This is a genomic window from Mesorhizobium sp. P2_B11, assembly GCF_056404855.1.
Window position 1 is genome coordinate 94,038 of the sequence record NZ_JBFUDF010000005.1, and the last position, 26,914, is coordinate 120,951.

Genomic DNA, 26,914 nt, shown 5'->3' on the forward strand with positions numbered 1-26,914 from the left:
ACCGTCTGCAGGCCGGGGGACAGGCCGGACGGGATTTCTTCGCCTGCCCAGCCAACGACGGCGGGGCAGGTATGATCTTCACAGCAGCATCAGCTGCTCGGTCGCATTGGCGGCGGCGACGAACCGGTCGGTCCTGAGCGTGCGCCGTTCGGCATTGAGGCCGAGCCGCTTGGCCGTGATCTCGAAGCGCCGGCCGATCTGCCAGGCATAGGGTCCGGCGCCTTTCATGCGCTTGCCCCACTCCGAATCGTAATCCTTGCCGTCGCGCATCGAACGGATCAGCGACATCACGTGCCGGTAGCGGTCGGGATAGTGGCGCAGCAGCCAGTCCTTGAAGATCGGCGCCACTTCGAGCGGCAGGCGCAGGATGACGTAGCCGGCCTCGCGGGCGCCGGCGGCGCAGGCCGAATCGAGGATGCGCTCCATCTCCTGGTCGGTCAGGCCGGGAATGATCGGCGCCACCATCACCGAGGTCGGAATGCCTGCATCCGAAAGCTGCCTTATCGCCTCCAGCCGCTTGGTGGGCGTCGACGCGCGCGGCTCCATGGTGCGCGCCAGCATGCGGTCCATCGTCGTCACCGACAGCGCCACCTTGGCCAGCCCGCGCTCGGCCATGCGCGACAGAATGTCGATGTCGCGCGTCACCAGAGCGGATTTGGTGACGATGCCGACCGGATGGCCGCGCGCCTCCAGCACTTCGAGGATCTCGCGCATGATCCGGTACTGTTTTTCGATCGGCTGGTAGGGATCGGTGTTGGTGCCGATGGCGATGGTACGCGGCTGATAACCGTCCTTTGACAGTTCCTTGTCGAGCAGCCGCGCCGCATCCGGCTTGGCAAACAGCTTCGATTCGAAATCCAGCCCCGGCGACAGGCCCATAAAGGAATGCGACGGTCGGGCAAAACAATAGACGCAGCCATGTTCGCAGCCGCGATAGGGATTGATCGAACGGTCGAAGGAAATGTCGGGCGATTCGTTGCGTGTGATGATGGTGCGGGGCTTCTCGACCTGCACCTCGGTCTTGAATGGCGGCAACTCCTCCAGCGAATTCCAGCCATCGTCGAACACATGCCGGCTGACAGGCTCGAAGCGGCCGGACGGGTTGATCCCGGCCGAACGGCCGCGGTTGCGGTCCGGACGGACGCGCATGCCGCTCTGTTCGATCATTGCATTGGCCATCTCGGCTCGACCTGCTCCGAAGGCTGCAATGTCCGCACGCACGATATGTTCCATCTTGGCCCTCTCCCAGGGACTGTCTGCCGGCTGTCGATTCGGTCTGTTCATGAAAATAATCCTATTTTGCCGATGAGAACAAAGCAAGAACTTTTTTGTTGTGCAATGCAAAACTGGCGCTTCGCGAGGCTTTCCGCTATTCGGCTAAAATGCTCAGCGTTCTCATCGAAACCCGTGATGACGAAGAAGGCCTTGCCCGCACGCTCGCCTCGCTGATCGGCGGCGCGGTGGAGGGCGTGGTGCGCGATGTCATCGTCTGCGACACCGGATCGACCGACCAGACGCATCGGGTCGCCGACCATGCCGGCTGTCACTTCGTCGCCGGCGGCATTGCCGCCGGGATCAGGCAGGCGAAGGGCGACTGGCTGCTGTTTCTGGAACCCGGCGCGCGGCTTTCGGAAGGCTGGATCGACGACGTTGTCGCCCACACCGGCCGGCAAACCATGCCGGCGCGCTTTTCCCGCGCCCGCGGCAGCCGCACGCCATTCCTGGCGCGGGTGCTCCAGGGCAACCGGGCGCTGGCCGAGGGACTGGTGATCAGCAAGCGGCAGGCCGCTTCCCTGTCGAAGAACGCGCAAAGCGCCGAAGCGCTTGCGCGTGGTCTTGCCTCCAGGCGGCTGGACGCCGAAATCTGGGTGGCGCCGAAGAAGTGATTTCTCCCTTCTCCCCGCTCTACGGGAGAAGGTGCCGGCAGGCGGATGAGGGGCGGCGCCGACCTTTCCGATAGTCGCCCAAGCCTCGCCATGCTTCGCTGGCGAGCTACCCTCGTAGTTGGGTGAGGGAAGGCGATGTGGGAAAATTCACCGCAATCCCGCTATTGTGCATTGCACAAAAACTGACGCGGGGTTAGCATTCCCTCGATGCGGGATATCAGGGTTTGGGTAATGCGGGAGCGGTAGAAACCGACTTTTCGTCGGCTGCCGTTCATACCTGAGGACCCCGATGAACCTTTCGACCCCCGACAAATCCGGCGCCGCCAGCCTGGAAGCCATTGCCCGCAATGGCAGCCTGTTTCGCCGCATCGCCGCGCGCATCCCGACCTATCTGTCCGACCTGCGCGAGAACCCGGCCTGGCTGCCGATGTTCATGCTCGCCCGCACCATGCCGGCGCGCAAGCTGCACTGGCTGGGCGCCACCCGCCCGGCACAGAGTGGCGGGGCGACGATGTTCCGAGGCGTCGAGCTCAAGTCGATCGTCGAAACGCTGCGCACCGATGGGTTGTTCTCAGGCCTGGTCCTGCCGCAGGCAATCCATGAGGAGATCGCGAGCTTTGCTGAGAGCACGCCATGCTTCGGCAATTTCGACCGCCGGCTCGAATTCATGCCTGGGGATCATGCCGAGGCCGAGAAGCGTTTCGGCCGCTCGCTGCTCAGCGGCCATTATTTCGAGCGCATCCTCGGCTGCAAGGCAGCACTCGCCATCCAGAACGATCCGTTGCTGCTCGACATCGCCCAGCATTATCTCGGCGGCCAGGCAAAGCTGATCACCACCCGCGTCTGGTGGAGTTTTCCGACCGGCGAGGCCTCAGACGCCGACAAGAACCTCGCCTCGCTCGGCAAATACCATTTCGACCTCGACGACTGGCGGATGCTGAAATTCTTCTTCTACCTGAAGCCTTGCGACGCCGGGACCGGCCCGCACGTGTACGTCAGGGGCAGCCACGACAGGCGCAGCCTCAAGCATCAACTGACACTGCTGGTCGGCCATCCGGCCGAAGAGGTGCTCAAGGTCTATGGCGACGACAGCCCGGTCACGCTGACCGGCGAGGCCGGTCTCGGCTTTGTCGAGGACCCGTTCGGCTTCCACATGGGCACCGTGCCGTCGCGCACGCCGCGGCTGATGATGGAGGTCGGTTTCGGCGTGTCGCCGCCCTCGCGCCGCCGCTTCCACGGCGAACCGGTCATCCGCTGATCCGGATCTCCACCGGCATCCAGCGTGCCTGCCGCCGGGCGATGCGGCCCTCGCGGTTTTCGGCATCGTAGTCCATCGGGACCGGCTCGCGGCTGAACCGCGGCCGGTCGTCCAGCGCATTGACGATGACGATCGCTCTTGGCTCATCGCCGTCGGTGGTGACCGCAGCGACATAGACGCCACAATCCCGGCAGATGAGATAGTCGGCGGTGCGCAAGCCGAACCGGTATCGGTGCAGCTTCGCCTCCTCTTCGACCGAGACGATCAGTCGTCCCTGCGGGTCAGCGGCAGCGCGCGAGCCATGCCGGACGCAAAAAGCGCATTGGCAGGCGCGGATTTCCATCTCGGCTGGCTCGATGTCGGTTTCGAATGTCAGGTGAACGTTGCCGCAATGGCAGCCGCCGCGATGTGCGTTCATTGTGTCTTTCCGCCTTGAAGATCTCGCGGCAGATTACGCCTTGGGTCGCTCGCAGGAAATGACCCTTCGAAGGCGCACATGCCGTTCTGCCTGACAAAGGCAGCGATCGGCCGCGATCTGCCTTGCTTTAAGAAGCGGCCTTGCCGCGCCGCAAATGCTCGTCCAGGCGCGGCATGATCTCGACGAAGTTGCAGGGCATGTGGCGGTAGTCGAGCTGCGGCTTCAATATACCGTCCCAGGCATCCTTGCAGGCGCCGGGGGAGCCCGGCAGCACGAAGACGAATGTGGCGTTGACGACGCCGCCGGTGGCGCGGCTCTGCACCGTCGAGGTGCCGATCTTGTCGTAGGAAATGCGATGAAACACTTCGGAAAAGCCGTCCATGCGCTTTTCGAAGATCGGCTCCAGCGCCTCCGGCGTCACGTCGCGGCCGGTAAAGCCGGTGCCGCCGGTGGTGATGACGACATCGATCTCCTTGTCGCGCGACCACGCCAGCACCTTGTCGCGGATTTTCTCGCGGTCGTCGGTGACGATGTCGCGCGCGGCCAGCACATGGCCGGCTTCGGTGATGCGGTCGGCCAGCGTCTGGCCGGATTTGTCGTCGGCGAGGCTGCGCGTATCGGAAACCGTCAGCACCGCGATGCGCACCGGGATGAAGGGGCGGCTCTCGTCAATTTTGGCCATCGGTGCCCTCCGAAGCGATGTTGCGCGTCGCGGCGACAAACCATTCCGGCTCGCGGCTGCGGATCTCGGCGGCGGCGCGCTTGGCGACATTGCCGGTCTCGAACAGCCCGAAGCAGGTCGGGCCGGATCCCGACATGCGCGAGAATCCGGACCCGGCCCGATTCAGCAGGGACAGCGCCCGGCCGATGGGCGGCTGGATCGCCTGCGCCGCGGCCTGGAGATCGTTTCGGCTGACCTCCAGCCAGTTGCGGACGCTGTGGAAGTCGAATGTGCGGGGCAGCGGCGGCAGCGCTTCATTGTCGCGTTTCTCGAGCGCCTTGAATACGTCGGGCGTGGAGACGGCGACGCCGGGATTGACCAGCACGAGGGCCAGCGCGGGAAAATCCGGCACCAATGACAATTCGTCGCCGACACCGCGCGCGACCAGTGGTTTTGCCGAAAGACACATCGGCACATCGGCGCCGAGCGTGAGACCGATCCGCGCCAGATCGGCTTCGCCGATATCGAGCCCCCAGGTCCGGACAAGGCCGCGCAGCACCGCCGCGGCGTCACTCGAACCGCCGCCGACGCCGGAGGCGACCGGCAGGTTCTTTTCCAGCCGGATGGCAACCGGCGGCGTGCTCTGCTGGCCTGCCTGCCTACGCAGCGCTTCGCGCGCCTTCACCACCAGATTGCTGTCGTCTATCGGCACGGAAGTCGCGTAGCGGCCCGCTACGGAGAACCGGTCGCTGTCGGCAGGCTCGATCTCGACCCTGTCGCCGAAGCGTGTGAAAACGACCAGGCTCTCAAGCAGATGATAGCCGTCGGCACGCCTGCCGGTGACATGCAGCGCCAGATTTATCTTGGCAGGTGCCAGCCACGTCCGGGCTACCGCATCCACTGTGTCGGCTGCAAGCGGGATGGGTTCAGTCCTTGGCCAGGCGGTATTCGCCGGTCTTGGGATCCTTGACCAGCGTGCCGTTGGCGCCGTTGGCTGCCTGCTTTTCGGTGCGCCGCACCTTGGCGGTCACGCGCTCGGCTTCGCGCACGAAGGTGCGGTAGCCGAAATAGGCGGCCGCGCCGACAATCGCGAAGAAAATGATCTGCGGCATTTCAAAACTCCTCCCTCGCAAGGCGGCAAAGGCGGCCGGGTCGGGTTGGTCGGCAGTTATGCTAGACGCTTTCCCCGCTTTTTCAAAGCCCGAAGCGCGCCCACAATGCGCGCTCTTCCGCCGCATCGATCACGCCGCTGGCGGCAGCGGCGGCAATATCGGGCGCTGAAAAGCTTGAGCCGAACAGGCCGATGCGGCCAAACAGGCCACGCGGCGCAGTGACCAGCCGAAGCTGGGTTTTCGCGCCGAACCGGGTCTTCAGCACCGTGCGCATGTCGCTCAAGGCGTCGACGAGACCAAGCTCCAGTCCCTTCTTGCCGGTCCAGAACAGGCCGGTGAACAGGTCCGGATCGTCCTTCAGCTTCGAGCCGCGGCGCTCCTTGACCAGGTCGATGAAGGTCTCGTGCACTTCCAGCTGCAGCGCCTTCAGCCGTTCGACATCTTCCTTCTTCTCCGGTTTGAACGGGTCAAGCACCGCCTTGTTCTGGCCGGCAGTGTGGACGCGGCGCTCGACGCCGATCTTCTTCATCAGCTCGGGAAAACCGAACGAGGCCGAGACGACGCCGATCGAGCCGACGATGGAGGACGGATCGGCAAAGATCTCGTCGCCGGCGACCGCGATCATGTAGCCGCCCGAGGCCGCCACATCCTCGACGAAGACCAGGACCTTCTTGTTCTTCTCCACCGCCAGGTCGCGGATGCGCTTGAAGATCAGCCGCGACTGCACCGGCGAGCCGCCGGGCGAATTGATCGAGATCGCGACCGCCGGCGCGTCGAACAGGAACGCCTTTTCGATGAGGGCGGCCGTGGAGGCGAGCGACAGGCTCGGCCGGAACTGCCCGCCACCGGCCATGATGGTGCCGTGCAGCCTGATGACGGGAATGGTGACGACGCTGGATCGCCAGGATTTCGGCAGCAGGCGGTTGAAAAGGCGTTTCACGAGGTGGCTGTCTCCGGTCGATGGCTTTCAACGCATGTAGGGATTTGCCGGTCAACGGCAATGCTGCAATCCATGTCGCTCAGCTGTGTGCCGGTTTTGCGGCACGAAACCAAATCAATCGCCGAACAGCGATGCCAGTCCGTTGTTGATCATCTCGGTCCGTTCCGACGGGCCATCGCCCGTCTCGGCATGCAGCATCAGCGGCGGGCGGATCGACAATTTTCCACGCGCGCCGAGCGTTGCCCTGACCACAATGCGGATCGCGGCTGCTTCCGGGCGGGGGTGGACGGCCAGCATCTCGGCGTCGCCGAAGCGGCCCGATAAGGCATCGAGGAGATCGCGGAGCTGTTCAGGCCGCGCAATGACGGCCAGGCCGCCGCGCGGCTTGGCGACCGCGGCCGCGCTTCGGATCCAGCTTTCGAACAGCCCGTCTTCCATGACATGCGCCTGCCGGCGCAGCGGATCGGGTGTGGCGCGGTCCTCTGCCGCGTTGAAGGGCGGGTTCATGATGACGAAGTCGAAGGAATTGTCGGCAAGGCCGGCCTGCGTGCGCGCCCGGCCAGACAGCGTGACGTCGGCGGTCAGCACCGAGGCGCGGTTGCCGAGATGCGCATTGCCGGGATGGGCGAGTGTGGTCGCGGCGAACCCCGCCATCTCGGCCGAGCGTTCGACAAGCACGACCTCGGCCGCTTGGCAGCGAGACAGCACCGCAAGGCCCGCCGCACCCGCGCCGGCGCCGAAATCGGCAAGCCGCCCGGCAAAGGCGGACGGCACCGCCGCCGCCAGCATCATGGCGTCCATGCCGGCGCGATGCCCGGTCCTCGGCTGCACCAGCCAGAAGCGGCCGCGATGGAAGGCATCGACCGTGTGAGCCGGCGTATCGCTGGCGAAGGCGCTCGCTTCAGCCATTATTTCTGGCGGATTTCGTTCTCGATGCCGGCGTCTTTCAGGATGCGCCGCGCCTGATCGGCCTGGTCGGCGTCGACCATGACCCGCTTCTGCAAAAGACCGATCGACCCTTCGAGAATGCTCATGTTCTGATCGGCGACGAAGCAAGCGATCCCGGCATCGCGCATCAGCGATTCGACAAAGGAGATGATCACGGCATCGTTGGTGCGGACGAGTTCTATCATCGGACGAAGTTCGCAGGTTGCGCCGTTGATGTAAACGCTGGAGCATGGCGCCGAAAAGTGTGAAGCGATTTTCCCGGACAAACGGTTCACCGTTTTGTCCAGGCTGCCATGCTCTATCTCTTTTACCCAGAACCAGTTGACACGCCGTCACCGCAGCCGCGCCAATTCGCCTCTTGCCGTGCCCGTATGTGCCGCCCTAGAGTCCTTGCAGGGACCAGGGTGCCGTCGCACGCGTGATCAAAGACGGGAGTGTTTGTTGGTGGGTGTCGTTCTCAACATCGAAAACGGGAAGCGGGAACCCGCTTCCATCAAGGATCTCATCGATCTGACATCCGCCGATATGGGCCGCGTCAACGAATTGATCCTGTCCAAGGCCGGCTCCGACGTCGAGATGATCCCGGAGGTCGCCAACCATCTGATTTCGTCGGGCGGCAAGAGGCTGCGGCCGATGCTGACACTCGCCGCCGCCCAGATGTTCGGCTATTCCGGCGAAGGCCACGTCAAGCTCGCCACCTCGGTCGAATTCATGCACACCGCCACACTGCTGCACGACGATGTCGTCGACGAGAGCGGCATGCGCCGCGGCAAGAAGACCGCCCGCATGATCTGGGGCAACCAGGCGAGCGTGCTGGTCGGCGATTTCCTGCTCGGCCAGGCTTTTCGCATGATGGTCGATGTCGGCTCGCTGGAAGCGCTCGACATCCTGTCCAGTGCGGCTTCGATCATCGCCGAGGGCGAGGTGATGCAGCTTGCCGCCGCCAAGAACCTCGACACCACCGAGGACGAGCATTTCGCCGTCATCAAAGCCAAGACCGCGGCACTCTTCTCGGCCGCCGCCGAGGTTGGCCCGGTCATTGCGCTGGCCACGCGCAACGATCGCGCGGCGTTGCGCTCCTACGGCATGAATCTCGGCCTTGCCTTCCAGCTCATCGACGATGCGCTGGATTATGGCGGCTCCAGCCAGGAGCTGGGCAAAAATGTCGGCGACGATTTCCGTGAGGGCAAGGTGACGCTGCCGGTCATCCTCGCCTACCGGCGCGGCACCAAGGCCGAGCGCACCTTCTGGAAGCGCGCCATCGAGGACAATGTCACCGACGATGCCGGGCTGGAAAAGGCGATCGGCCTGATGACCCGCCATGGCGCCATTGCCGACACGATCGGCCGCGCCCGCCATTTCGGCGAGATCGCCCGCGACGCACTGGCGCCGCTGGAGGCGACGCCGCAGAAATCGGCGTTGATCGATGTCATCGATTTCTGCATCAGCCGGGTGAGCTGAGGCTCGTCAGGCCGCGAAAGTGCGGCCGGGCGGGATGAACTGGCGGCACGCGATGTCGGCAAACAGTTGGCCCGGCCGATCCAGGCCGGCGCCCGCTTCAGCCTCGACGCGACGACGCTTGCCGGCCTGCGTGCAGCTTTTTCGGCCGGTGTGACGCGCGAGGCCTGCCAGGGCTGCGAGTGGGCCGGCCTGTGCACCACTGTCGCGGCAGGCGGATATCGCGATGTCAGGCTGTAGCTCCCAACCCCGATCTGCTATTATCCCGAACCGACAGTGTGTGCGTCGCCATGGTTTGTTAGTCAGGTGACCCGATTGTGAATTCGGCCCGGATTGAAGCCTGACCCCAAAAAGGCCATGCTTTGTCCGGAAACATCGAGTCTGTGGCTTCTCCGCGCCGATGCGGGATGGCGCTTGGCTGAAAGGGATACGATGCGGCAAGGACGTGCGCGCTGGCTCGCAGGGCTGGCAATTGTGGCAGGGATGGCGATTTCTCCGCTGCCCGCCTACGCCAAGGAATCGACCGACCCGGTCAAGATCACATCCTTCTCGGGCGCCTATCTCGCCGCCCGCATCGCCGAAGGCGACAACGACCTCGACAATGCCATCGCCTATTACAAGCAGGCGCTGGCCTTCAATCCCGGCGACACCTCGCTGCAGCAAAGCCTGATGCTGTCGCTGATCGCGCAGGGGCGCTTCGAGGAATCGCTTGTCTATGCCGACAAGCTCAAGGAAGTTCCCGATGTCGAGCGCTTCTCGCGGCTGGCGCTGGCGGTCGATTCCTTCCACAAGAAGGATTTCACCAAGGCGCAATACTGGCTCAAGCTGTCGCTCGAATCCGATCTCGACCGGCTGATTTCCGGTGTCATGTCCGGCTGGGCACAAGAGGGCGCGGGCGATGCCGCCGGGGCGATGGCCTCGATCGACAAGCTGCAAGGCCCCGACTGGTTCGGCCTGTTCAAGTCCTTCCACCGCGCGCTGATCGCCGATGCCTCGGGCCTGTCGGACAAGGCCGATGCGCTCTATGACGCGACCCTGACCGACACCACGGCCGGCGGTGCCGCGCCCGAAACATGGATGCGCAACGCCCAGGCCTATGCGTCGTTCCTGGCCCGCAAGGGCGACAAGAACAAGGCGCTCTACGTGCTCGACAAGGCCGAGGCCTTCGCGCCGGGCAAGCTCGACATCCAGGCGCTGCGCGACAAGATCAGCAAGGGCGACAAGGTCGAGCCCTTCGTCGCAAGCCCCTCGGAAGGCGCCTCCGAAATCCTGCTCGACCTCGCCATCGCGCTCAATCGCGGCGGCGGCGAGCCGTTCGTGCGCCTCTATCTGCAATATGCGCTGGCGCTGAAGCCCGACAGCGACGCCGCTTTGGTGCAGCTTGCCGCCGTTGCGGAGCAGCTGAAGGACGGCGAAGGCGCCATTGCGCTTTACCGCCGCATTCCAGCTTCCTCGCCGCTGAAGGAGCTTTCCGACCTGCAGCTTGGCCTCAACCTTGCCGATCTGAACCGTCACGATGAGGCGATCGCCCATCTGAAGGCCTTCGTCGACGCCCACCCCGACGACATGCGCGCCTATCTGGCGCTGGGCGGGGTCTATGCCTCGAAGGAGGATTTCCGCTCCGCCGCCACCCTCTACGACAAGGCGGTCGAGGTGCTGAAGACGCCGACCAATGCCAACTGGAACATCTTTTACCAGCGCGGCATCGCCTATGAGCGGCTGAAGGAATGGCCGAAGGCCGAACCGAATTTCCGCAAGGCGCTGGAACTGTTCCCCGACCAGCCGCAGGTGCTGAACTATCTCGGCTATTCCTGGGTCGACATGAACATGAACCTCAAGGAAGGCCTGGCGATGATCCAGAAGGCCGTGGATCTCAGGCCAAGCGATGGCTACATCGTCGATTCGCTGGGTTGGGCCTATTTCCGCATGGGCCGGTTCGACGACGCCGTGCGCGAAATGGAGCGCGCCGTGTCGCTCAAGCCGGAAGATCCGGTGCTCAACGACCATCTCGGCGATGCCTACTGGCGCGTCGGCCGCAAGCTCGAAGCCACCTTCCAGTGGAACCAGGCGCGCGACCTGAAGCCCGATCCCGATGTGCTTGCCACCTTGCAGCAGAAGCTGATGAAGGGCCTGCCGCCGATCGAATCCAACACCGCGCAGGAAACCCCGAAGGTCAAGCCGGTCGCTCCGACGCCTGCGCCGAAAGGGTAAACGGCCATACTTCTAATCAAACGGGGCTCGCTGAGCCCCGTTTTTATTTTCAGAACATTTTTCGATAGACGACAAACCCCGAAAGCTCGCCTATCTTGTCGTAAAGTTTCATCGCCGTGTGGTTGGTCTCGTGCGTCAGCCAGTACACGCGGCCCGATCCTGCGGCTTGCGCCCGCTCGTACACGCCTTCGATCAGCGCCCGGCCGACGCCTTTGCCGCGCGACGCCTCGGTGGTGAAAAGGTCCTGCAGATAGCAGTTCGGCGAAATCGCCGTGGTGGTGCGGTGGTAGAGATAGTGGACGAGACCGAGAAGCTTGCCCTCGCTCTCGGCGACCAGCGCATGCATCGGCTCATAGGCGTCGAAAAAGCGCGACCAGGTCATTGCGGTGATGTCGCCGGGCAGGGCGGTTTCACCCGAGCGACCGTAAAAGGCGTTGTATCCGTCCCACAGCGGCAGCCATTGCTCGTAATCCTGCCGGGTGACGGGGCGTACGGTGAGCTGGCCTTGCATGGCTGAACCTTTGTCGTTGGAACTCAGGCGAGCAGACGGCCGCAAGCGCCGTCCGGCAATGGGCCAGCCGCAAGCAAAGCGTTCAACCTCCCGGGAAATGCCTGGCGACAAGACGCTGCCTTGACGCTAGCCGGACCGGGAACTAGGGAATGTCCTTCTTTTTCGCGCTTTGCGAGGCCGCCGTGACGTCAGACCATATGCATCCCAGCCGCTCGTTCCAGGGGCTGATCCTGACCCTGCACAATTACTGGGCCGCCTATGGTTGCGTCATCCTGCAGCCCTACGACATGGAGGTCGGTGCCGGAACCTTCCATCCGGCAACCACGCTGCGCGCGCTCGGTCCCCGGGGCTGGAACGCCGCCTATGTCCAGCCCTCGCGCCGGCCTAAGGACGGCCGCTATGGCGAGAATCCCAACCGGCTGCAGCATTATTACCAGTACCAGGTGATCCTGAAGCCCAACCCGCCCAACCTGCAGGAGCTCTATCTCGGCTCGCTCAAGGCGATCGGCGTCGATCCGCTGCTGCATGATATCCGCTTCGTCGAGGACGACTGGGCAAGCCCGACGCTGGGCGCCTGGGGACTTGGCTGGGAGTGCTGGTGCGACGGCATGGAAGTCTCGCAATTCACCTATTTCCAGCAGGTCTGCGGCATTGAATGCGCGCCGGTGGCGGGCGAACTGACCTACGGCCTGGAGCGGCTGGCGATGTATGTGCAGGGCGTCGACAATGTCTACGACCTCAACTTCAACGGCCGCGAAGGTGATGAAAAAGTCACCTATGGCGAGGTCTTCCTGCAGGCCGAGCAGGAATATTCCCGGCATAATTTCGAATATGCCAACACCGCCATGCTGCTGCGGCATTTCGAGGATGCCGAAGCCGAGTGCAAGGCGCTGCTCGCCGCCGGCGCCCCGGCCTCGAACGACAATCTGCCGATGCACCGCATGGTCTTCCCGGCCTATGACCAGTGCATCAAGGCCAGCCACGTCTTCAACCTGCTCGACGCGCGCGGCGTGATTTCGGTGACCGAGCGGCAGAGCTACATCCTGCGCGTGCGCAACCTGGCGAAAGCCTGCGGTGAGGCGTTCCTGATGACCCAGGCCGGTGGGCTGGCGGCCTGACCTGACCGATCGGGTGCTTGAGCGTCGGCCCTTGCGCGTCTAGCTTATTTGCAGGGCGCGGATGGGCGGCGGGCTGACATGAGCATCTTCAAGAATTTTCAGGCAAGCACCACCTGGGTGATCCGCCTCTTGTGGGTCGTTATCGTGGTCGATGTTATTGCTGTCGTGTCGGGCTATTTCGAGTTCCAGCTTCTGGTCGACTTCGGCGCTGGAATTGGAAACCTTGACTACGATATCTCTGCGGCCGCTGAATCGAGCGACAACCGGCAGAGGATCGTCGCCATCATCCAGATAGCTCTCTGGCTTGTGGCGGCAATAAGCATCCTTGCCTGGATAAGGCTGGCCAACAAGAACGCCAGGGCGCTGGGCGCCACCGACATGGAGTTCACGCCGAACTGGGCGATCGGCTGGTACTTCATCCCGGTCGCCAATCTCTGGAAACCGTATCAGGCGATGGCGGAGATATGGCAGGCGAGCGGCGGATCGAAAAGCTGGAAGACAGAGTCGGCGCCCGGCATTCTGGTGATCTGGTGGTTCGTCTGGCTGGCCTCCAATATATTCGGCCGTCTGGCATTTCAGCTGACCAGGAAAGCGGAGGAAATTCCGGAACTGCAGGATGCCAGTCTGGCGCTGATGGCCTCCGATGTCATCAGCGTGTTCTTGAGCCTGGCCTTTATGGAGGTCGTCAAGGATATCTCGCGGCGGCAGATGGCCCCGCCCGCGGCAGCCCGGGAGGAAGTTCCGGAGCAGCCGGATCTCGCCTAGGCGGAAAGGGAAACGGTGTAACTTACGTCAGGCGTGCTCTGGCCGGTCGATCCTGCCATGGTCCGCATGGCTTGCCGCACGCCCGGCATCGAGAAGGCGCCATGGGCCTGCGCGGCAAAACAGGCGCTGAGCGCGATGATCTGGAGAAGTCTCGATGCCGTTTTCATGGTCGTTCAGCCAATAGTTCCCTGCCTGAGCGTTGGTCGCTTCAGCGCTGCGTTTGGTTCATGGAAATCTTTGATCCAAGGACGGGCGGGGTGGGCGGGACCCGACAGGGCGCTCAAAATTTCTGCAAAGGGTGACACGGGCCAGCCGAGTTGCTATGCCCCGCCCGGACCATTGTCGCGCGAGCCCAACCATGCCTGACCTGCTTCTAGAACTTCGCTCCGAGGAAATACCGGCCCGCATGCAGCGCAAGGCGGCGGGCGATCTCAGGAAGATGCTGACCGACGGTCTGGTCGAGGCGGGTCTGACCTATGACGCCGCGCGCGAATATTGGACGCCGCGGCGGCTGGCGCTCGACATCAGGGGCCTGACCGCGCGCTCGAAGGACATCCACGAGGAGATCAAGGGGCCGTCGACGACGGCGCCGGAACAGGCGGTGCAGGGCTTTCTGCGCAAGGCAGGCCTTGCCTCTGTTGCCGAGGCGCATGTCCATTCCGATCCGAAGAAGGGCGATTTCTACGTCGCCCATATTTCGAAGCCGGGCAGGGCGGCGGAAGCGATCATCGCCGAACTGGTGCCGGCCATCATCCGCAGCTTCCCCTGGCCGACATCGATGCGTTGGGGGCCGGCTTCGGCAAAGCCCGGGTCGCTGCGCTGGGTGCGGCCGCTGCAGACGATCCTGTGCACCTTCGGCCCGGAGACCGAGGAGCCGGTCGTGGTCGATTTCGAGATCGACGGCATCCGCTCCGGCAATGTTACCTACGGCCATCGTTTCATGGCGCCAGATGAAATCACGGTGCGCCGCTTTGACGATTACGTGACCAAGCTGGAGGCGGCCAAGGTCGTGCTCGATGGCGATCGCCGCAAGGAGATCATCCTGGCCGACGCCCGCAATCTCGCCTTCGCCAACGGGCTCGATCTGGTCGAGGACGAAGGGCTGCTGGAAGAAGTGTCGGGCCTTGTCGAATGGCCGGTGGTGCTGATGGGCGAATTCGAGCAGGCCTTTCTTGCCATTCCGCCTGAAGTGGTCCGGCTGACCATCCGCGCCAACCAGAAATGCTTTGTCACCCGCCCGCAGGGCGATGGCGAAAACCTCTCCAACCGCTTCATCCTCACCGCCAACATCGAGGCCAAGGATGGCGGCAAGGAGATTGCGCACGGCAACGGCAAGGTGGTGCGCGCGCGCCTGTCGGATGCGCTGTATTTCTGGAAGACCGACCAGGGCGATCTGCCCGATCTGGAACAGCTCGAGGCATCGGCGAAAAAGTTCGGGCTCGATCTGAAGAAGCCGCTCGACCAGCGCATGGCCCGCCTCGACCATCTCAACGTGACCTTCCACGCCAAGCTCGGAACGCAAGGCGAGCGGGTGGAGCGGATCAAGCGGTTGGCAGAAGAGATCGCCGACACCTTGTCGAAGCAGCCGAAATTCTTCGACGGCAAGCTTCTGTCGGCTGATGATCTGAGCGCCGAGCAGAAATATCTTCGCGAGCGCGCCGGGCGTGCTTCCGTGCTTGGCAAGGCTGATCTCACCACGGAAGCCGTGGGCGAGTTTCCGGAACTGCAAGGCGCCATGGGCCGCAAATATGCATTGCTGCAAGGCGAGCATCCGTCCGTGGCCGCGGCCATCGAGGAGCACTACAAGCCGCAAGGTCCGTCCGATCGCGTGCCGACCGATCCGGTGTCGATTGCCGTCGCGCTGGCCGACAAGCTCGACACGCTGGTCGGCTTCTGGGCGATCGATGAAAAGCCGACAGGATCAAAAGACCCCTACGCGCTGAGAAGGGCCGCACTCGGCGTGGTGAGGATCATCCTGGAAAACAAGCTCAAGCTTTCCCTAGGCGTCGCCATTGCAGCCGCAGTCTCCTCGGCACTCGCCGCATACGACCAAAAAGGCGAAGGGGCTGAAAGCCGCGGAGTGGTCGCGATGCTCGATTCCCGCATTCGTGATTACCGGGGAACAAGTCAGCTGTTGTCGGAAGCGAGCCTGATTTCCGACTTGCTGAAGGGTGGGCTGGCCAAGGCATACTCAGACACGTTTGGCTCCGCCGATCAGGAACAAGAGTTCTTCGACGGCCAGCGCATGATGGAACTGGAGGCATCACTGTCGCCATTCATCGCTGACCTCCTCGCCTTCTTCCACGACCGCCTGAAAGTCTATCTCCGCGATCAGGGCGCGCGCCACGATCTCATCGATGCGGTCATCACGCCGCAGTCCGATGATCTGCTGCAGATCGTTCGCCGCGTCGAAGCGCTTGGCTCCTTCCTCGATACCGAGGACGGCAAGAATCTGCTCGCCGGCACCAAGCGCGCGGCCAACATTCTGGCGGCCGAGGAGAAGAAGAAAACGCTCGTCGCCGAGACTGTTGAGCCGGCGCTGTTTCGCGAGGACGCCGAGAAGTCGCTGTTTGCGGCGGTGAATCAGGCTGAGAAGCAAGCCGGCGAAGCGATTCAAAACGAAGACTTTTCAGCTGCCATGCTGGCGCTTAGCGTGTTGCGTGAACCAGTTGATTCATTCTTTGAACGCGTTCTCGTGAATGATGAGGATCAGGCCGTGCGCGCCAACCGCCTGGCGCTGCTGGCTCGGATCCGTGCCGCCACCGACCAGGTCGCGGATTTCTCCAGAATAGCTGGCTAAAGGGCGAGCGAAGCGCCGAAAAAATTCTGCCCGGCCGGCCATTCGAGCCGGCTTACAGTCATATGGCGATGATCTCTCTGTGGCAAAAAGGACATGTTCCCAACCCCCACGGAGGCTTCCATGAATTCCGCTCACGACATCGAAGTGACAGAAGAAACCTCGGGCACTCCCGAGGCGCTTGAATCCGCTTCCGAAAACATTCTCGACCATGCCGCTGCCACGGCGGTCGAGGCCGCCGACCTGTCGGACGACGAGGAAGGCGATGACGAAGACAGCGACGAATCGGGTGAGGAAGAAGGTGACGAAACCACCGCTTCTTCCGACGACGATGAGGACGAGGAAGACGACGAAGATGAAGACGACGACAGCGTGAAGGCCGAAGCCGGCGGCGCTGACGAGACCGAGGAATCCGACGACGAGGACGACGACAAAGAAGAGTCGGATGACGACAAGGAAGAAGCGGCCTGAGCTTTCAAGCGACTGACATCAAACGAAAAGGGCGGCGTCCACACGCCGCCCTTTTTGTTTCGAGGCTGACGAAGTCAGTCCTCCAAAATGCTGACATGCACGCTGTCTGAATAGACGTCGACCTGGATCAGCGGCTCGCCATTGACGATGGCGTTCCGTGTCGAGGAACTCATGGCGCCGCTGTGCTTCAGCATGCGCTCCAGATAGGCGCGGTCGTCATTGCTGCCGAACCAGTCGTCGCCCTGGTCGTCGGCGTCGCGGCGGTGAAACTTGTGCCAGTTGGCGCGGTCCTGCCGCACCATCTGCGCCGCGCTGCTCAATTCATAGCCGTCGCTGGCATGATGGTCGCGATCGGAAATCCGCGCGACGTACGAGCCCAGCATGTCGTCACCGGCCTGCGCGCTGCCGATGCCCAGAAAGGACGCCAGCAACAGGCCGGCCACGGTCAATGATTTCGCCTTGTTCATGATAACCCCCTTGCTCACATAAAACCCGGCGCGCTCATGCCAAACCCGATGGGCAAAATTGGGGGCGCCGCCGACAAGACGATCGTGCGTCGGAGCGCCGATCGGCGTCAAGCGCAATGGATTGGCGCAATGGCTTACTTGACTTTGTCGACACCGGGGATCGGCGGCTGCGGGGTTGCCGCCGGCTGTGGCGCCGCCGGCTGCGATTGGGGCTTGCCGTTCGACGCCGTCGCAGTTCCTGCCGGTGCGGTCTCTGCCCCAGGCTTGGTATCTGCTGTGGGTGCCGCGGTAGCGGTGGCGGTCGGCTTGGCCGGCGCCGGCGCGGCGAAAGCGCCGCCGACGACACCGCCGCGAATGATCATCGGGTTCTGGTTGCCATGCCTGGGCTTCTCCGGGATCGCCGCGACCTTTTCATAGGTCACGTCGGGCTGCGGATCGCCGAGCGCCACGATCGATGGCGACGAGGCAATCTTCATCGGTTCGGGTGTGCCAACCTTGATGACCGATGGCGTGGATTTCGAGACGCCGAGAAAGACGATCGACGAGGCATGTGCCCCACCAGCCATCGCCGCCAGGGTGAAACCCAGCACTCCAAGCACACGCATCGACATCGAAACCGTCCCCTTGCCCAACAAGCCGGTAGCCTTAATCCCAGTGGATTGATGCCGGCTTGCAGGGAAACATAACATTTTAGGCATTGATAATTCACCAACGCCGGCTTGCCCGAAAATCAACGCCGTACTAGGTCCGGCGCTTGTGAGGTGAACAGAGTGGCTGAGATACTACCCGTCGGCGAAGCGATGGAGCGGGCGCTGGCGCTGCTCGAGGGCGGCGATGTCGTCGCCATCCCGACGGAGACCGTCTACGGACTGGCCGGCGATGCCACCAATGGCGTCGGCGTCGCCCGCATCTTCGAAGCCAAGGGCCGGCCGCGCTTCAACCCGCTGATCGCTCATGTCGCCGACCTGGCGATGGCCGAGCGCATTGCGATCTTCGATCCGTTGTCGGAACGATTGGCCGAGGCGTTCTGGCCAGGCCCGCTGACGCTGGTGCTGCCGTTACGACCCGGCAACGGCATCCATCCGCTGGTCACCGCCGGGCTGGACACGATCGCGCTGCGCATGCCCAGGGGGTTCGGTGGTGAGCTGATCGCAAGGCTCGGCCGTCCCTTGGCCGCACCCAGCGCCAACTCTTCGGGCAAGATCAGTGCCACGACGGCCGAGGCTGTGGCGGCCGATCTCGGCGCCAAAATCCGGCTGGTGGTCGATGGCGGCGCCACTCCGGTCGGGCTGGAATCGACCATCGTCAAGGTCGAAGGCAACACTGTGCGGCTGCTGCGGCCGGGTGGCATTGCCGCGGCCGACATCGAGGCGGCCGTCGGCACCAAGCTGCTGCGCGGCGCTACGGATGGCATTGAGGCGCCGGGCATGCTGGCCTCGCATTATGCGCCAGGCGCCGGTGTTCGCCTCAATGCGCAAAGTGTGGCCGAAGGCGAAGCCTTACTGGCCTTTGGTGGTGAACGCGCCGAAGGCTGGCAGGCAGCCGTCGCCTTGCGCAACTTGTCCGCATCGGGTGACCTGCGCGAAGCCGCCAGCAACCTGTTTGCCTATTTGCAGGAGCTCGACCGCAGCGGTGCGGCAATCATCGCCGTCGAGCCGATCCCGGTCGATGGGCTGGGCGAGGCGATCAATGACCGGCTGTTTCGTGCCGCCGCCCCACGTGACAAGCTCGACTGAGCGCCATAGTTTGCGCCCATGAACGACGCACCCTTCGATCTCGATCCCGCCCTCATCGACCGCTTCGCGGCAATTGTCGGCGACAAATATGCGCTGCGTGACCAGGCCGATATCGCGCCCTACCTCACCGAGCGGCGCGGCCTGTGGCATGGCAGGACCGGTCTGGTGTTGCGTCCCGGCAGCGTCGACGAGGTCAGCCAGATCATGCGGCTGGCCAGCGAGACGGGAACGCCGGTCGTGCCGCAGAGCGGCAACACCGGGCTGGTCGGCGCGCAGGTGCCTGATGCCTCCGGCCGCGAGATCGTGCTGTCGCTGTCGAGGCTGAACCGCATCCGCGAGATCGACATCTTCTCCAACACCGTGACGGTCGAGGCCGGCGTCATCCTGCAGACGCTGCAGGAAGCGGCCGACGCCGCCGACCGTCTGTTTCCACTGTCGCTTGCCGCGCAGGGATCCTGCCAGATCGGCGGCAATCTCTCTTCCAATGCCGGCGGCACCGGGGTGCTTGCCTATGGCAATGCGCGCGAACTCTGCCTCGGCGTCGAAGTGGTGCTGCCGACCGGCGAGGTGTTCGACGATCTGCGCAAATTGAAGAAGGACAACACCGGCTACGATCTGAAGAACCTGTTCGTCGGCGCCGAAGGCACGCTCGGCATCATCACCGCGGCGGTGCTAAAACTGTTTCCCAAGCCCAAGGGGCGCGAAGTCGCCTTTGCCGGCCTGTCGTCGCCTGAGGCGGCGCTTTCGCTGTTCAGCCTGGCGATGGACCGGGCAGGGGCGGCACTCACCGCCTTCGAGCTGATCGGCCAGCGTCCTTATGATTTCACGTTGCACCACGCGCAGGGCGTCACCCGGCCGCTGGCCGAGGACTGGCCTTGGTATGTGCTGATGCAGGTGTCTTCCGGCCGCTCGGCCGAGGATGCCAGGGGGCTGATCGAGGAAGTGCTTTCAGAAGGTCTCGAGCAAGGCATCGTCGGCGACGCGGTGATCGCGGCCAGCCTGGCGCAGGGCGACGCCTTCTGGAATTTTCGCGAGGTCCTGCCGGATTCGCAGAAACCCGAGGGAGCCTCGATCAAGCATGACATTTCGGTGCCGGTGGCATCCATCCCGGCGTTCATCGCCAAGGCTGCGGGCGCTGTCGCCTCTGTCAGTCCGCAGGCGCGCGTGGTCTGCTTCGGCCACATGGGCGACGGCAATCTCCACTACAATATCTCGCGGCCGGAGGCGGGTGACGATGAAGCCTTTCTCGGCCTCTACCACGCCATGAACCATGCCGTGCATGATGTCGTACGCTCCTTCCACGGCTCGATCTCGGCCGAGCACGGCATCGGCCAGTTGAAGCGCGACGAGCTGATCGCCACCGCGCCGCCAATGGCGATCGACCTGATGCGCCGGGTGAAGGCCGCCTTCGATCCGGCAGGGATCATGAATCCCGGTAAGGTTATCTGATCCTTTCGAAATATTGTGGCTGGTCTTATTCCGATAACCATCCACTGAGATCAGCAAAATTTAACTGACTTTCTTAAGCCGGGCGGTAAGGAGCCCGCGCTACTGTTTCACACAACGAGGCCGGGAAAACTGGCCCGGTGGGATCCGTGAAAGCGGGCTCTCAGGAGAAACACAGGAAGGCAGTAGATGAACAGTGTACTGAAGCCCGTCTGGGCTGGGCGCAACATGCGCCTTGACCCATTCCGCCTGCCGCAAGTGGTGAGCTATGCCACGCGCGACGACTATGGCGACGTGACCTTCACCATCGATCAACGTGGCGCCGTCATCCGCCGCACGCTCGAGATGAGCGGCGTGCCGGCGATCATCGCGCTGCCCGCCAACGCGTTTCGCGGCGTCGCCGCCCGCGCGATGGAGGATGCGCAAGGCAATGTCACGGTAACCCTGGAACTGCTGCACAACGATCCGATGCTGTCGGTGCCGCTGCTGGTGGCCGACGATCTCGACGACGTCGCCGCCGACTGGCGCGCCTGGGCCGATGCCTACCGGCTGCAGATGCTGCTGATCGAATCCGACGGCGTTGCCCGTACGCTGGAAGAATCGCTGGGCGCCGCAATCAAGGCGCTGCCGGCCAAGGATCGCCGCAAAGGCCGGGTCTCGACCACGCGCCGCCCACGCTTCCTCGCCCGCCGCAGGGCCGGCGATCTCGGGTTGAGGCTGGTTATTGATGGCGAAGAGATCATTTCCAGAGAGTAGCTCAGGTCTCCCCTTCTCCCCTTGTGGGAGAAGGTGGCCTCGCGAAGCGAGGTCGGATGAGGGGTGTTCCAGGGAACGCCAACGCCTCACTCCGCTGGAACACCCCTCATCCGTCTCGGCGCTAACGCGCCGATCCACCTTCTCCCACAAGGGGAGAAGGAAGAGGGAGCCTAAACCAGCGGCTTCAGCGCCACCCACAGCGATCCGCCGATCAGGCCGAGGAAGATCAGCCAGCCGACCTGGTTGTTCGATTTGAACAGCCGCAGGCATTGGTCGGGATCGTTGATATCCAGAACCGCTATCTGCCGCGCCATATGCGCGCCGGCGGCGATCAGCCCGGCCAGCGCCACCACCGGCGCCTGCGCCGCGGCAAAGGCGATGGCGAAGCAGACCAGCGTGCCTCCATAGAGCCCGACCAGCCAGGTCTTGGTGTTGTCGCCGAACAGTCGCGCGGTCGAGCGCACGCCGACAATGGCGTCGTCTTCCTTGTCCTGATGCGCATAGATCGTGTCGTAGCCGATCACCCACAGGATCGAGCCGATATAGAGCATGATGGCTGGGCCATCGAGATCGCCGAACTCGACCGCCCAGCCCATCAGCGCGCCCCAGGAGAAGGCCAGCCCAAGCACGAATTGCGGCCAGTTGGTGAAGCGCTTCATGAAGGGATAGACGGCAACGATCACCAAAGAGACGATGCCGAGCGGAATGGCGAAGTCGTTGAACTGCAACAGCACGACGAGGCCCAGCAACGCCTGGATGACCAGGAATGCCCAGGCCTGGCGGCGCGTCACCTTGCCGGCCGGCAGCGGCCGCGAACGGGTGCGCTCGACCTTGTTGTCGATGTCCTGGTCGACAATGTCGTTATACGTGCAGCCGGCGCCACGCATGGCAACGGCGCCGACGAAGAACAGGAACAGGAACCACGGCGACGGCAGCAATGTCAGCAGCGGGTCGGTGGGGCGCGGATAGGCGCTGGCCGCAAGCGCTGCCGACCACCAGCAGGGCCACAGCAGCAATTGCCAGCCGATCGGCCGGTCCCAGCGCGCAAGCTGCGCATAAGGCCACAGCCAGCGCGGCAGTATCTTGTAGACCCAATGCCCGCTCGGCGCGTCGGCGACGCGGCCCTGGGCCGCTTTCGACTGGATGGTTTCCATCCTGCTGGAGTGGCAGCACAGCCAAGCGCCGTCAAGCGGCCGCATTGTCGCTCAGGCGGTGAAAACATCGTGGTTGGCAAACCATTCCTTCGCCACCTCGATGAAGGCCAGTGCCGCCTTCGACAGCCTTTGCCTTGTGTCGTGAGTGAGGATGATGCGCTGCATCGGCAGCGGATCCGACAGCGGCTTGCAGACCAGCGGCAGGCCGTCATAGCTCCTGTCGCCATAGGGCCTTGTGTAGCTCACCGCGACGCCGAAGCCGTTGGCGACCATGCTGCGCTGCAGTTCGAACGAACTGGTCGTCGACTGCGAGACCGGCGACAGGCCGCGGCTGAGGAACAGGTCCAGCATATGCTGCCAGCTGTGCGGCTGGTCGGTGGTGATGAGAGGCTGGGTCGCCAGTTCCGCCAGGCTGACGCTGGCCTGGCTGGCCAGCGCGTGGCCTTGCGGCAAAAGCGCGTGCGGCCGCAGCTCATGCAGCAGGATGCGGGCGAAGTGCACGGGCAGGCCGAGATCGTAGGTCAGGCCGAGATCTATTGCCGCATCGCCGAGCCGCCGGCCCAGCGTCTCGAAGGTCTCGTCGCGCACGACCACAGTGACCGCCGGGCAGCGTTGCGCAAACGAGCGGATCAACGCCGGCGCGAAATAGGGCGCCAGATCCTCGAAACAGCCGAGCACCAGCTCGCCGCCGACATCGGCGTCGCGCGAACCCAGCCCAACCAGTTCGTCCGCCTCGGCCAGCACCTGCTTTGCCTTCGCCACCGCGCCGCGGCCGAACGAGGTCAGCGCGATGCCGCTGCCGCGCTGGCGCACGAACAATTTCTGGCCAAGCGTCGCTTCGACATTGTCGATCGCCACCGAGATCGAGGGCTGTGAGACGTTCAGCATCCGGGCGGCCGCGGTGACGCTGCCGTGGCGGGCGACAGCAACGAGATAGCGCAGTTGGGTGAGAGTCAGGTTCATAGGACAAGACTATAAGAGAGATGAGAAGTTATTATTTTACGCGATGCGCGGCGGCTGCGATAGTCGGCCATCCAACAGGGGAGACATGAGATGGCCGCCACACATATCGACGCCGCAGCGATTGCCGATTACCAGCGCGATGGCGCGGTCTGCGTCCGCGGCGTCTTCAAGGACTGGGTCGACACCATCGCCACCGGCATAGAGCGCAACATGCAGAACCGCAGCGCGACCGCGTCCGACATCGCCAATGGCAAGGGCAGCTTCTTCGACGATTACTGCAATTGGGAGCGCATCCCGGAATTCATCGATGTCGTGCGCAATTCGCCGGCCGCCGAACTGGCAGCGGCAGCGATGCAATCGCGCAGCGCCCAGTTTTTCCACGACCATGTGCTGGTCAAGGAGCCCGGCACGCAGAAGCCGACGCCCTGGCATCAGGACATCCCGTATTATTTCGTCGACGGCAGCCAGACCGTCAGCTTCTGGATCCCGATCGATCCGGTCAAGGAAGCGACGCTGCGGCTGATCGCCGGCTCGCACAAATGGGAGAAGATGGTTCTGCCGGTGCGCTGGCTGAACGATGACAATTTCTACGCCGGCGAGGGCGACTATCGGCCGGTGCCCGATCCCGACAACGACCCGTCGCTGAAGGTGCTGGAATGGGAGATGGAGCCGGGCGACGCGATCTTGTTCGACTTCCGCACCGCCCATGGCGCGCGCGGCAATCTGACCTCGGCGCGGCGCCGGGCGCTGTCGCTGCGCTGGGTGGGTGACGATGCGCGCTATGTCGAGCGACCCGGCCGCACCTCGCCGCCCTATCCCGGCCATGACATGAAGCCCGGCCAGAAACTGCGCGAGGACTGGTTCCCCGTCATCTACCAGAGCTGATCCGGGCCGGGAACGTTGTGCCCTCTGCGCGACGTTCCCGTGCGCAACCGGCAATGCCGTAGGGTGTGTTGAGATTCAGGTCAGGCCGCGCCGAAAATGGTGGCTTTCGAGAACCGGAGCGGAGCGGACATTTGGGTCCGTGAGCACCGGAAGCGCAGAAAGTCGCCGTTTGCAGGCCGGCCTCACCTGAATATCAATACGCCCTACCAAAAGTCTTGACCCGCGCCGCCTAGCGCAATAGCGCAGTCCCTGTCGTGAAATGGCAAGGGACATCGGCATGCGCGTTTTGTTGATCGGCTCCGGCGGCCGCGAACATGCCCTGGCCTGGAAGATCGCGGCCTCGCCGCTTCTGACCAAGCTCTATGCCGCGCCCGGCAATCCAGGCGTCGCCAAAGAGGCCGAACTGGTCAAGCTCGACATTGCCGATCATGCCGCTGTCGCCACATTCTGCAAGAACAATGCGATCGACCTCGTGGTCGTCGGGCCGGAAGGGCCGCTGGTGGCCGGCATTGCCGATGATCTGCGCGATCAGGGCATCCGCGTCTTCGGTCCGTCGAAGCGGGCGGCACGGCTCGAAGGCTCGAAAGGTTTCACCAAGGACCTGTGCGCCAAATATGGCATTCCGACCGCCGCCTATGGCCGCTTCACGGATCTGGCCGCCGCCAAAGCCTATGTCGAGAAGGTCGGCGCGCCGATCGTCATCAAGGCCGATGGGCTTGCCGCAGGCAAGGGCGTCACCATCGCCATGACGCTGGATGAAGCGCTAGCCGCGCTCGACGCCTGTTTCGACGGCGCCTTTGGCGATGCCGGCGCCGAAGTGGTGGTCGAGGAATTCATGACCGGCGAGGAGGCCAGTTTCTTCTGCCTGTGCGACGGCACGACCGCGCTGCCCTTCGGCACCGCACAGGACCACAAGCGCGTCGGCGACGGCGATATCGGCCCCAACACCGGCGGCATGGGCGCCTATTCGCCGGCGCCGGTGATGAGCCCCGACATGGTCGAGCGCACCATGCGCGAAATTATCGAGCCGACCATGCGCGGCATGGCCGAGCTTGGCGCGCCCTTCGCCGGCATTCTGTTTGCCGGGCTGATGATCACCGACAAGGGGCCAAAACTGATCGAATACAACACCCGCTTCGGCGATCCCGAATGCCAGGTGCTGATGATGCGGCTGAAGGACGATCTGCTGGTGCTGCTCAACGCCGCCGTCGATGGCCAGTTGGCGCACAGCTCAGTGCGCTGGCGCGACGAGGTCGCACTCACCGTGGTGATGGCGGCGCGGGGTTATCCCGGCACGCCGGAAAAGGGCTCGGTCATCCGTGGCCTCGATGAGGCGGCCGGCGACGGTGTCCAGATTTTCCACGCCGGCACCGCCATCAATGGCGGCGCGCTGGTCGCCAATGGCGGCCGTGTGCTCAACGTCACCGCGTCCGGCAAGACGGTCGGCGAAGCGCAGGCCCGCGCCTACGCCGCGCTCGACCGCATCGACTGGCCGCAAGGCTTTTGCCGCCGCGACATAGGCTGGCAAGCGGTGGCGCGGGAAAAAGCAGGCGCCGGCTAAACCTCAGCGCTCGCGAACGAGTTGCGTCGAAGCGGTGCTGACCGGATCGGCGGCCTGCGATAAGGCGGCCTCGAGCAGGGCCTCCGAGCGATACGCGGTCCGCTTCCAGGCGACATATTCGGCAATGCCGAAGCGGGCGCGGCGCGGCACCGTCTTGACCACCGGCATGCGGAAAGCGGCGCGAAATGTCTGCCAGCGCGCGCCGAGCACCGTCACCATTTCCTCGACCGTCGGCGGTGTCGCCACATCGGCATATGTGATGGTGACTTTGCCGGCCAGCCCCGCCGCGCGCGAAACCGGCACCGGGATCGAGGCGAGGTAGTCGGCCGGCACATTGATTAGGCCGCCGAATGGCCATTGCTGGCGCAGTGCCACCGCATCCATCGGCGCGACGTTGACATCGATGTCGTTGGGCGTGCCGGCGACGCGGTACGGACAGTGTACGCGCCCGCAATTGGCCTGCGCCGAAAACTGCCACAGCGCATAGCCTTGCCAGTTGCCCATCGGAAAATGCACGTCGATGTCGGGCTTGTAGCGCGCATACCAGAGCGGCAGCCGCGACAGGAGCCGATATTGATAGCGGTTGTCGGCGATGAACTGGGCGGTTTTACCGTTGGTGTAGAGGATCGGGAAACGGCCGAGCCGGCGGTGCACCTGGCGCACGAATTCCTCGGCATCCTCCAGCGACATCCACTGTGTCGGATCGTTGCCTTCGAGGTCGAGGGCCAAGAGATCGTCCGGCGCCGGTTCGGCGAAATCGATGAAATTGTTGGCCTGCTCGACCGGATTTCCGGGCCGGGCAAGATGATAGGCGCCCCATTTCAGGCCGAGCGCCTTGGCCACCACCTTGCGCGTCTGGAACAGCTCGCGCGTCACCGCAAAGCGTTTCCACAGCGTCTTGCAGAGTTTGACCGCAATCTCGTCGCCGTAACAGAAATAGGGCGGCGGCAGCCCGTCCGAGGCCTTGTTGATGAACCCGACAATGCGCTTGTCGGTGGCTAGCTGCGCCCAGTCGATGGAATTGTATTCATAGGCGTCGATCACCAGCGCGCGGTCGCCGTCCCGCCACGGCTCCGAGAAATCGGAAGCTTGTGCCGCAGATATCAGCGCCATCATCGCCGCAAGAGCGATCGCTGAGCGGCGAAGAAGATGCGCCGGCGTTTTCAAACAGGGAATCCCCGCTGACCAAACACCGAGGGTGAACCGGTATGGTTAAGGAAGTGCTTTCAGGTTGAGAGCTGATCTCCCCCCTCGTGGGGGAGATGTCCGGCAGGACAGAGGGGGGCGCTGTCCCGCTGACCTCTCAATTGATTGCAGTTGCGACCAGAGGCTTGTCTTCGATTGGTGCAAAGTAGCAAGGTTGGCGTTCCTTCACGCCCCCCTCTGCCCTGC

At 63.8% G+C, this 26,914-nt stretch carries 29 protein-coding genes; 14 read left to right on the forward strand and 15 right to left on the reverse strand.

The window, feature by feature from the left end:
- Positions 1-78: 78 nt before the first annotated feature.
- Positions 79-1,233 (reverse strand): PA0069 family radical SAM protein, encoded by a 1,155-nt coding sequence (locus AC1DYJ_RS17050; RefSeq protein WP_477286861.1) that lies wholly within the window; start codon positions 1,231-1,233, stop codon positions 79-81.
- Positions 1,234-1,382: 149 nt separating this feature from the next.
- Here AC1DYJ_RS17050 and AC1DYJ_RS17055 point away from each other — a divergent pair, with 149 nt between their 5' ends.
- Both AC1DYJ_RS17055 and AC1DYJ_RS17060 read left to right on the forward strand, forming a co-directional pair.
- Entirely contained in the window at positions 1,383-1,886 is a 504-nt protein-coding gene (locus AC1DYJ_RS17055) for a glycosyltransferase (RefSeq protein ID WP_477286954.1), read from the forward strand.
- 289 nt (positions 1,887-2,175) lie between these two features.
- A complete protein-coding gene (locus AC1DYJ_RS17060) occupies positions 2,176-3,144 on the forward strand; it encodes a hypothetical protein (protein ID WP_477286863.1) in 969 nt (322 codons plus the stop codon).
- On the opposite strand, the gene AC1DYJ_RS17065 is transcribed toward AC1DYJ_RS17060, so the two are convergent.
- The 7 genes from AC1DYJ_RS17065 to AC1DYJ_RS17095 all read right to left on the reverse strand — a co-directional run bounded on the left by AC1DYJ_RS17065 (position 3,134) and on the right by AC1DYJ_RS17095 (position 7,408).
- Positions 3,134-3,562, reverse strand: coding sequence for a GFA family protein (locus tag AC1DYJ_RS17065; RefSeq protein ID WP_477286865.1), 429 nt, complete (start codon positions 3,560-3,562; stop codon positions 3,134-3,136). The genes AC1DYJ_RS17060 and AC1DYJ_RS17065 overlap by 11 nt on opposite strands.
- A 127-nt stretch (positions 3,563-3,689) precedes the next feature.
- A complete protein-coding gene (gene moaB / locus AC1DYJ_RS17070; RefSeq protein WP_477286867.1) occupies positions 3,690-4,244 on the reverse strand; it encodes a molybdenum cofactor biosynthesis protein B in 555 nt (184 codons plus the stop codon).
- A complete protein-coding gene (locus AC1DYJ_RS17075) occupies positions 4,231-5,124 on the reverse strand; it encodes a 4-(cytidine 5'-diphospho)-2-C-methyl-D-erythritol kinase (protein WP_477286869.1) in 894 nt (297 codons plus the stop codon). Before AC1DYJ_RS17075 ends, moaB begins: the two co-directional genes overlap by 14 nt.
- A gap of 25 nt (positions 5,125-5,149) precedes the next feature.
- On the reverse strand, positions 5,150-5,335 hold the full coding sequence (locus AC1DYJ_RS17080; RefSeq protein ID WP_477237075.1) for a hypothetical protein: 186 nt from the start codon (positions 5,333-5,335) through the stop codon (positions 5,150-5,152).
- 82 nt (positions 5,336-5,417) lie between these two features.
- Positions 5,418-6,275 carry a S49 family peptidase gene (locus AC1DYJ_RS17085; RefSeq protein WP_477286871.1) on the reverse strand — a complete coding sequence of 286 codons (858 nt, stop codon included), beginning with the start codon at positions 6,273-6,275 and terminating at the stop codon, positions 5,418-5,420.
- 114 nt (positions 6,276-6,389) lie between these two features.
- Positions 6,390-7,184: a tRNA1(Val) (adenine(37)-N6)-methyltransferase gene (locus tag AC1DYJ_RS17090; RefSeq protein ID WP_477286873.1), complete on the reverse strand. Its 795-nt coding sequence runs from the start codon at positions 7,182-7,184 to the stop codon at positions 6,390-6,392.
- On the reverse strand, positions 7,184-7,408 hold the full coding sequence (locus tag AC1DYJ_RS17095; protein WP_112567065.1) for a putative signal transducing protein: 225 nt from the start codon (positions 7,406-7,408) through the stop codon (positions 7,184-7,186). Before AC1DYJ_RS17095 ends, AC1DYJ_RS17090 begins: the two co-directional genes overlap by 1 nt.
- A 259-nt stretch (positions 7,409-7,667) precedes the next feature.
- Here AC1DYJ_RS17095 and AC1DYJ_RS17100 point away from each other — a divergent pair, with 259 nt between their 5' ends.
- The 3 genes from AC1DYJ_RS17100 (at position 7,668) to AC1DYJ_RS17110 (ending at position 10,892) form a co-directional block, all read left to right on the forward strand.
- Entirely contained in the window at positions 7,668-8,684 is a 1,017-nt protein-coding gene (locus tag AC1DYJ_RS17100; protein ID WP_477266248.1) for a polyprenyl synthetase family protein, read from the forward strand.
- Between the two features lie 66 nt (positions 8,685-8,750).
- Entirely contained in the window at positions 8,751-8,921 is a 171-nt protein-coding gene (locus AC1DYJ_RS17105; RefSeq protein ID WP_477286874.1) for a hypothetical protein, read from the forward strand.
- A gap of 192 nt (positions 8,922-9,113) precedes the next feature.
- Positions 9,114-10,892, forward strand: a complete 1,779-nt coding sequence (locus AC1DYJ_RS17110; protein ID WP_477286956.1) for a tetratricopeptide repeat protein — start codon at positions 9,114-9,116, stop codon at positions 10,890-10,892.
- 49 nt (positions 10,893-10,941) lie between these two features.
- Here the strand turns inward: AC1DYJ_RS17110 and AC1DYJ_RS17115 are convergent, their stop codons facing one another.
- Positions 10,942-11,403, reverse strand: a complete 462-nt coding sequence (locus tag AC1DYJ_RS17115) for an N-acetyltransferase family protein (RefSeq protein ID WP_477286876.1) — start codon at positions 11,401-11,403, stop codon at positions 10,942-10,944.
- 149 nt (positions 11,404-11,552) lie between these two features.
- Here AC1DYJ_RS17115 and AC1DYJ_RS17120 point away from each other — a divergent pair, with 149 nt between their 5' ends.
- Positions 11,553-12,521, forward strand: a complete 969-nt coding sequence (locus AC1DYJ_RS17120) for a glycine--tRNA ligase subunit alpha (RefSeq protein WP_477286878.1) — start codon at positions 11,553-11,555, stop codon at positions 12,519-12,521.
- A gap of 78 nt (positions 12,522-12,599) precedes the next feature.
- Positions 12,600-13,286, forward strand: coding sequence for a DUF4328 domain-containing protein (locus AC1DYJ_RS17125; RefSeq protein WP_477286880.1), 687 nt, complete (start codon positions 12,600-12,602; stop codon positions 13,284-13,286).
- Here the strand turns inward: AC1DYJ_RS17125 and AC1DYJ_RS17130 are convergent.
- Complete coding sequence (locus AC1DYJ_RS17130) at positions 13,283-13,453, reverse strand: hypothetical protein (protein ID WP_477286881.1); 171 nt, start codon at positions 13,451-13,453, stop codon at positions 13,283-13,285. The genes AC1DYJ_RS17125 and AC1DYJ_RS17130 overlap by 4 nt on opposite strands.
- Before the next feature lie 191 nt (positions 13,454-13,644).
- Between AC1DYJ_RS17130 and glyS the strand changes: the two genes are divergently transcribed.
- Together glyS and AC1DYJ_RS17140 are read left to right on the forward strand one after the other, a co-directional pair.
- Positions 13,645-16,086, forward strand: a complete 2,442-nt coding sequence (gene glyS / locus AC1DYJ_RS17135) for a glycine--tRNA ligase subunit beta (protein WP_477286883.1) — start codon at positions 13,645-13,647, stop codon at positions 16,084-16,086.
- 120 nt (positions 16,087-16,206) lie between these two features.
- Positions 16,207-16,554: a hypothetical protein gene (locus AC1DYJ_RS17140; RefSeq protein ID WP_477286885.1), complete on the forward strand. Its 348-nt coding sequence runs from the start codon at positions 16,207-16,209 to the stop codon at positions 16,552-16,554.
- 74 nt (positions 16,555-16,628) lie between these two features.
- Here AC1DYJ_RS17140 and AC1DYJ_RS17145 read toward each other — a convergent pair whose 3' ends face one another.
- Both AC1DYJ_RS17145 and AC1DYJ_RS17150 read right to left on the reverse strand, forming a co-directional pair.
- On the reverse strand, positions 16,629-17,021 hold the full coding sequence (locus AC1DYJ_RS17145; RefSeq protein WP_477286887.1) for a hypothetical protein: 393 nt from the start codon (positions 17,019-17,021) through the stop codon (positions 16,629-16,631).
- A gap of 134 nt (positions 17,022-17,155) precedes the next feature.
- A complete protein-coding gene (locus AC1DYJ_RS17150) occupies positions 17,156-17,632 on the reverse strand; it encodes a hypothetical protein (RefSeq protein WP_477286889.1) in 477 nt (158 codons plus the stop codon).
- A gap of 159 nt (positions 17,633-17,791) precedes the next feature.
- Between AC1DYJ_RS17150 and AC1DYJ_RS17155 the strand changes: the two genes are divergently transcribed.
- The 3 genes from AC1DYJ_RS17155 (at position 17,792) to AC1DYJ_RS17165 (ending at position 20,959) form a co-directional block, all read left to right on the forward strand.
- Positions 17,792-18,757, forward strand: coding sequence for an L-threonylcarbamoyladenylate synthase (locus AC1DYJ_RS17155; protein ID WP_477286891.1), 966 nt, complete (start codon positions 17,792-17,794; stop codon positions 18,755-18,757).
- Positions 18,758-18,775: 18 nt separating this feature from the next.
- A complete protein-coding gene (locus AC1DYJ_RS17160) occupies positions 18,776-20,206 on the forward strand; it encodes an FAD-binding oxidoreductase (RefSeq protein ID WP_477286893.1) in 1,431 nt (476 codons plus the stop codon).
- Positions 20,207-20,392: 186 nt separating this feature from the next.
- Positions 20,393-20,959 carry a DUF6101 family protein gene (locus tag AC1DYJ_RS17165; RefSeq protein ID WP_477286895.1) on the forward strand — a complete coding sequence of 189 codons (567 nt, stop codon included), beginning with the start codon at positions 20,393-20,395 and terminating at the stop codon, positions 20,957-20,959.
- Positions 20,960-21,129: 170 nt separating this feature from the next.
- Here the strand turns inward: AC1DYJ_RS17165 and ubiA are convergent, their stop codons facing one another.
- Both ubiA and AC1DYJ_RS17175 read right to left on the reverse strand, forming a co-directional pair.
- Positions 21,130-22,113, reverse strand: coding sequence for a 4-hydroxybenzoate octaprenyltransferase (gene ubiA / locus AC1DYJ_RS17170; protein ID WP_477286958.1), 984 nt, complete (start codon positions 22,111-22,113; stop codon positions 21,130-21,132).
- Positions 22,114-22,164: 51 nt separating this feature from the next.
- On the reverse strand, positions 22,165-23,076 hold the full coding sequence (locus AC1DYJ_RS17175) for a LysR family transcriptional regulator (RefSeq protein WP_477286897.1): 912 nt from the start codon (positions 23,074-23,076) through the stop codon (positions 22,165-22,167).
- A 90-nt stretch (positions 23,077-23,166) separates the two neighbouring features.
- Here AC1DYJ_RS17175 and AC1DYJ_RS17180 point away from each other — a divergent pair, with 90 nt between their 5' ends.
- The gene (locus tag AC1DYJ_RS17180; protein WP_477286899.1) at positions 23,167-23,961 is read left to right on the forward strand and encodes a phytanoyl-CoA dioxygenase family protein; all 795 of its coding nucleotides are present in this window, start codon (positions 23,167-23,169) and stop codon (positions 23,959-23,961) included.
- Positions 23,962-24,238: 277 nt separating this feature from the next.
- Complete coding sequence (gene purD, locus AC1DYJ_RS17185; RefSeq protein ID WP_477286901.1) at positions 24,239-25,522, forward strand: phosphoribosylamine--glycine ligase; 1,284 nt, start codon at positions 24,239-24,241, stop codon at positions 25,520-25,522.
- Positions 25,523-25,525: 3 nt separating this feature from the next.
- On the opposite strand, the gene AC1DYJ_RS17190 is transcribed toward purD, so the two are convergent.
- The gene (locus AC1DYJ_RS17190; RefSeq protein WP_477286960.1) at positions 25,526-26,638 is read right to left on the reverse strand and encodes a glycoside hydrolase family 25 protein; all 1,113 of its coding nucleotides are present in this window, start codon (positions 26,636-26,638) and stop codon (positions 25,526-25,528) included.
- Between the last annotated feature and the right edge of the window lie 276 nt (positions 26,639-26,914).

Bases quoted from the DNA above. Each gene is read 5' to 3' on its own strand.
- AC1DYJ_RS17050 (WP_477286861.1), bottom strand. From the start codon at position 1,233: ATGGAACATATCGTGCGTGCGGACATTGCAGCCTTCGGAGCAGGTCGA.
- AC1DYJ_RS17055 (WP_477286954.1), top strand. From the start codon at position 1,383: ATGCTCAGCGTTCTCATCGAAACCCGTGATGACGAAGAAGGCCTTGCC.
- AC1DYJ_RS17060 (WP_477286863.1), top strand. From the start codon at position 2,176: ATGAACCTTTCGACCCCCGACAAATCCGGCGCCGCCAGCCTGGAAGCC.
- AC1DYJ_RS17065 (WP_477286865.1), bottom strand. From the start codon at position 3,562: ATGAACGCACATCGCGGCGGCTGCCATTGCGGCAACGTTCACCTGACA.
- moaB (WP_477286867.1), bottom strand. From the start codon at position 4,244: ATGGCCAAAATTGACGAGAGCCGCCCCTTCATCCCGGTGCGCATCGCG.
- AC1DYJ_RS17080 (WP_477237075.1), bottom strand. From the start codon at position 5,335: ATGCCGCAGATCATTTTCTTCGCGATTGTCGGCGCGGCCGCCTATTTC.
- AC1DYJ_RS17090 (WP_477286873.1), bottom strand. From the start codon at position 7,184: ATGGCTGAAGCGAGCGCCTTCGCCAGCGATACGCCGGCTCACACGGTC.
- AC1DYJ_RS17095 (WP_112567065.1), bottom strand. From the start codon at position 7,408: ATGATAGAACTCGTCCGCACCAACGATGCCGTGATCATCTCCTTTGTC.
- AC1DYJ_RS17110 (WP_477286956.1), top strand. From the start codon at position 9,114: ATGCGGCAAGGACGTGCGCGCTGGCTCGCAGGGCTGGCAATTGTGGCA.
- AC1DYJ_RS17115 (WP_477286876.1), bottom strand. From the start codon at position 11,403: ATGCAAGGCCAGCTCACCGTACGCCCCGTCACCCGGCAGGATTACGAG.
- AC1DYJ_RS17120 (WP_477286878.1), top strand. From the start codon at position 11,553: ATGTCCTTCTTTTTCGCGCTTTGCGAGGCCGCCGTGACGTCAGACCAT.
- AC1DYJ_RS17125 (WP_477286880.1), top strand. From the start codon at position 12,600: ATGAGCATCTTCAAGAATTTTCAGGCAAGCACCACCTGGGTGATCCGC.
- AC1DYJ_RS17130 (WP_477286881.1), bottom strand. From the start codon at position 13,453: ATGAAAACGGCATCGAGACTTCTCCAGATCATCGCGCTCAGCGCCTGT.
- glyS (WP_477286883.1), top strand. From the start codon at position 13,645: ATGCCTGACCTGCTTCTAGAACTTCGCTCCGAGGAAATACCGGCCCGC.
- AC1DYJ_RS17140 (WP_477286885.1), top strand. From the start codon at position 16,207: ATGAATTCCGCTCACGACATCGAAGTGACAGAAGAAACCTCGGGCACT.
- AC1DYJ_RS17145 (WP_477286887.1), bottom strand. From the start codon at position 17,021: ATGAACAAGGCGAAATCATTGACCGTGGCCGGCCTGTTGCTGGCGTCC.
- AC1DYJ_RS17150 (WP_477286889.1), bottom strand. From the start codon at position 17,632: ATGTCGATGCGTGTGCTTGGAGTGCTGGGTTTCACCCTGGCGGCGATG.
- AC1DYJ_RS17160 (WP_477286893.1), top strand. From the start codon at position 18,776: ATGAACGACGCACCCTTCGATCTCGATCCCGCCCTCATCGACCGCTTC.
- AC1DYJ_RS17165 (WP_477286895.1), top strand. From the start codon at position 20,393: ATGAACAGTGTACTGAAGCCCGTCTGGGCTGGGCGCAACATGCGCCTT.
- ubiA (WP_477286958.1), bottom strand. From the start codon at position 22,113: ATGGAAACCATCCAGTCGAAAGCGGCCCAGGGCCGCGTCGCCGACGCG.
- AC1DYJ_RS17175 (WP_477286897.1), bottom strand. From the start codon at position 23,076: ATGAACCTGACTCTCACCCAACTGCGCTATCTCGTTGCTGTCGCCCGC.
- AC1DYJ_RS17180 (WP_477286899.1), top strand. From the start codon at position 23,167: ATGGCCGCCACACATATCGACGCCGCAGCGATTGCCGATTACCAGCGC.
- purD (WP_477286901.1), top strand. From the start codon at position 24,239: ATGCGCGTTTTGTTGATCGGCTCCGGCGGCCGCGAACATGCCCTGGCC.
- AC1DYJ_RS17190 (WP_477286960.1), bottom strand. From the start codon at position 26,638: ATGATGGCGCTGATATCTGCGGCACAAGCTTCCGATTTCTCGGAGCCG.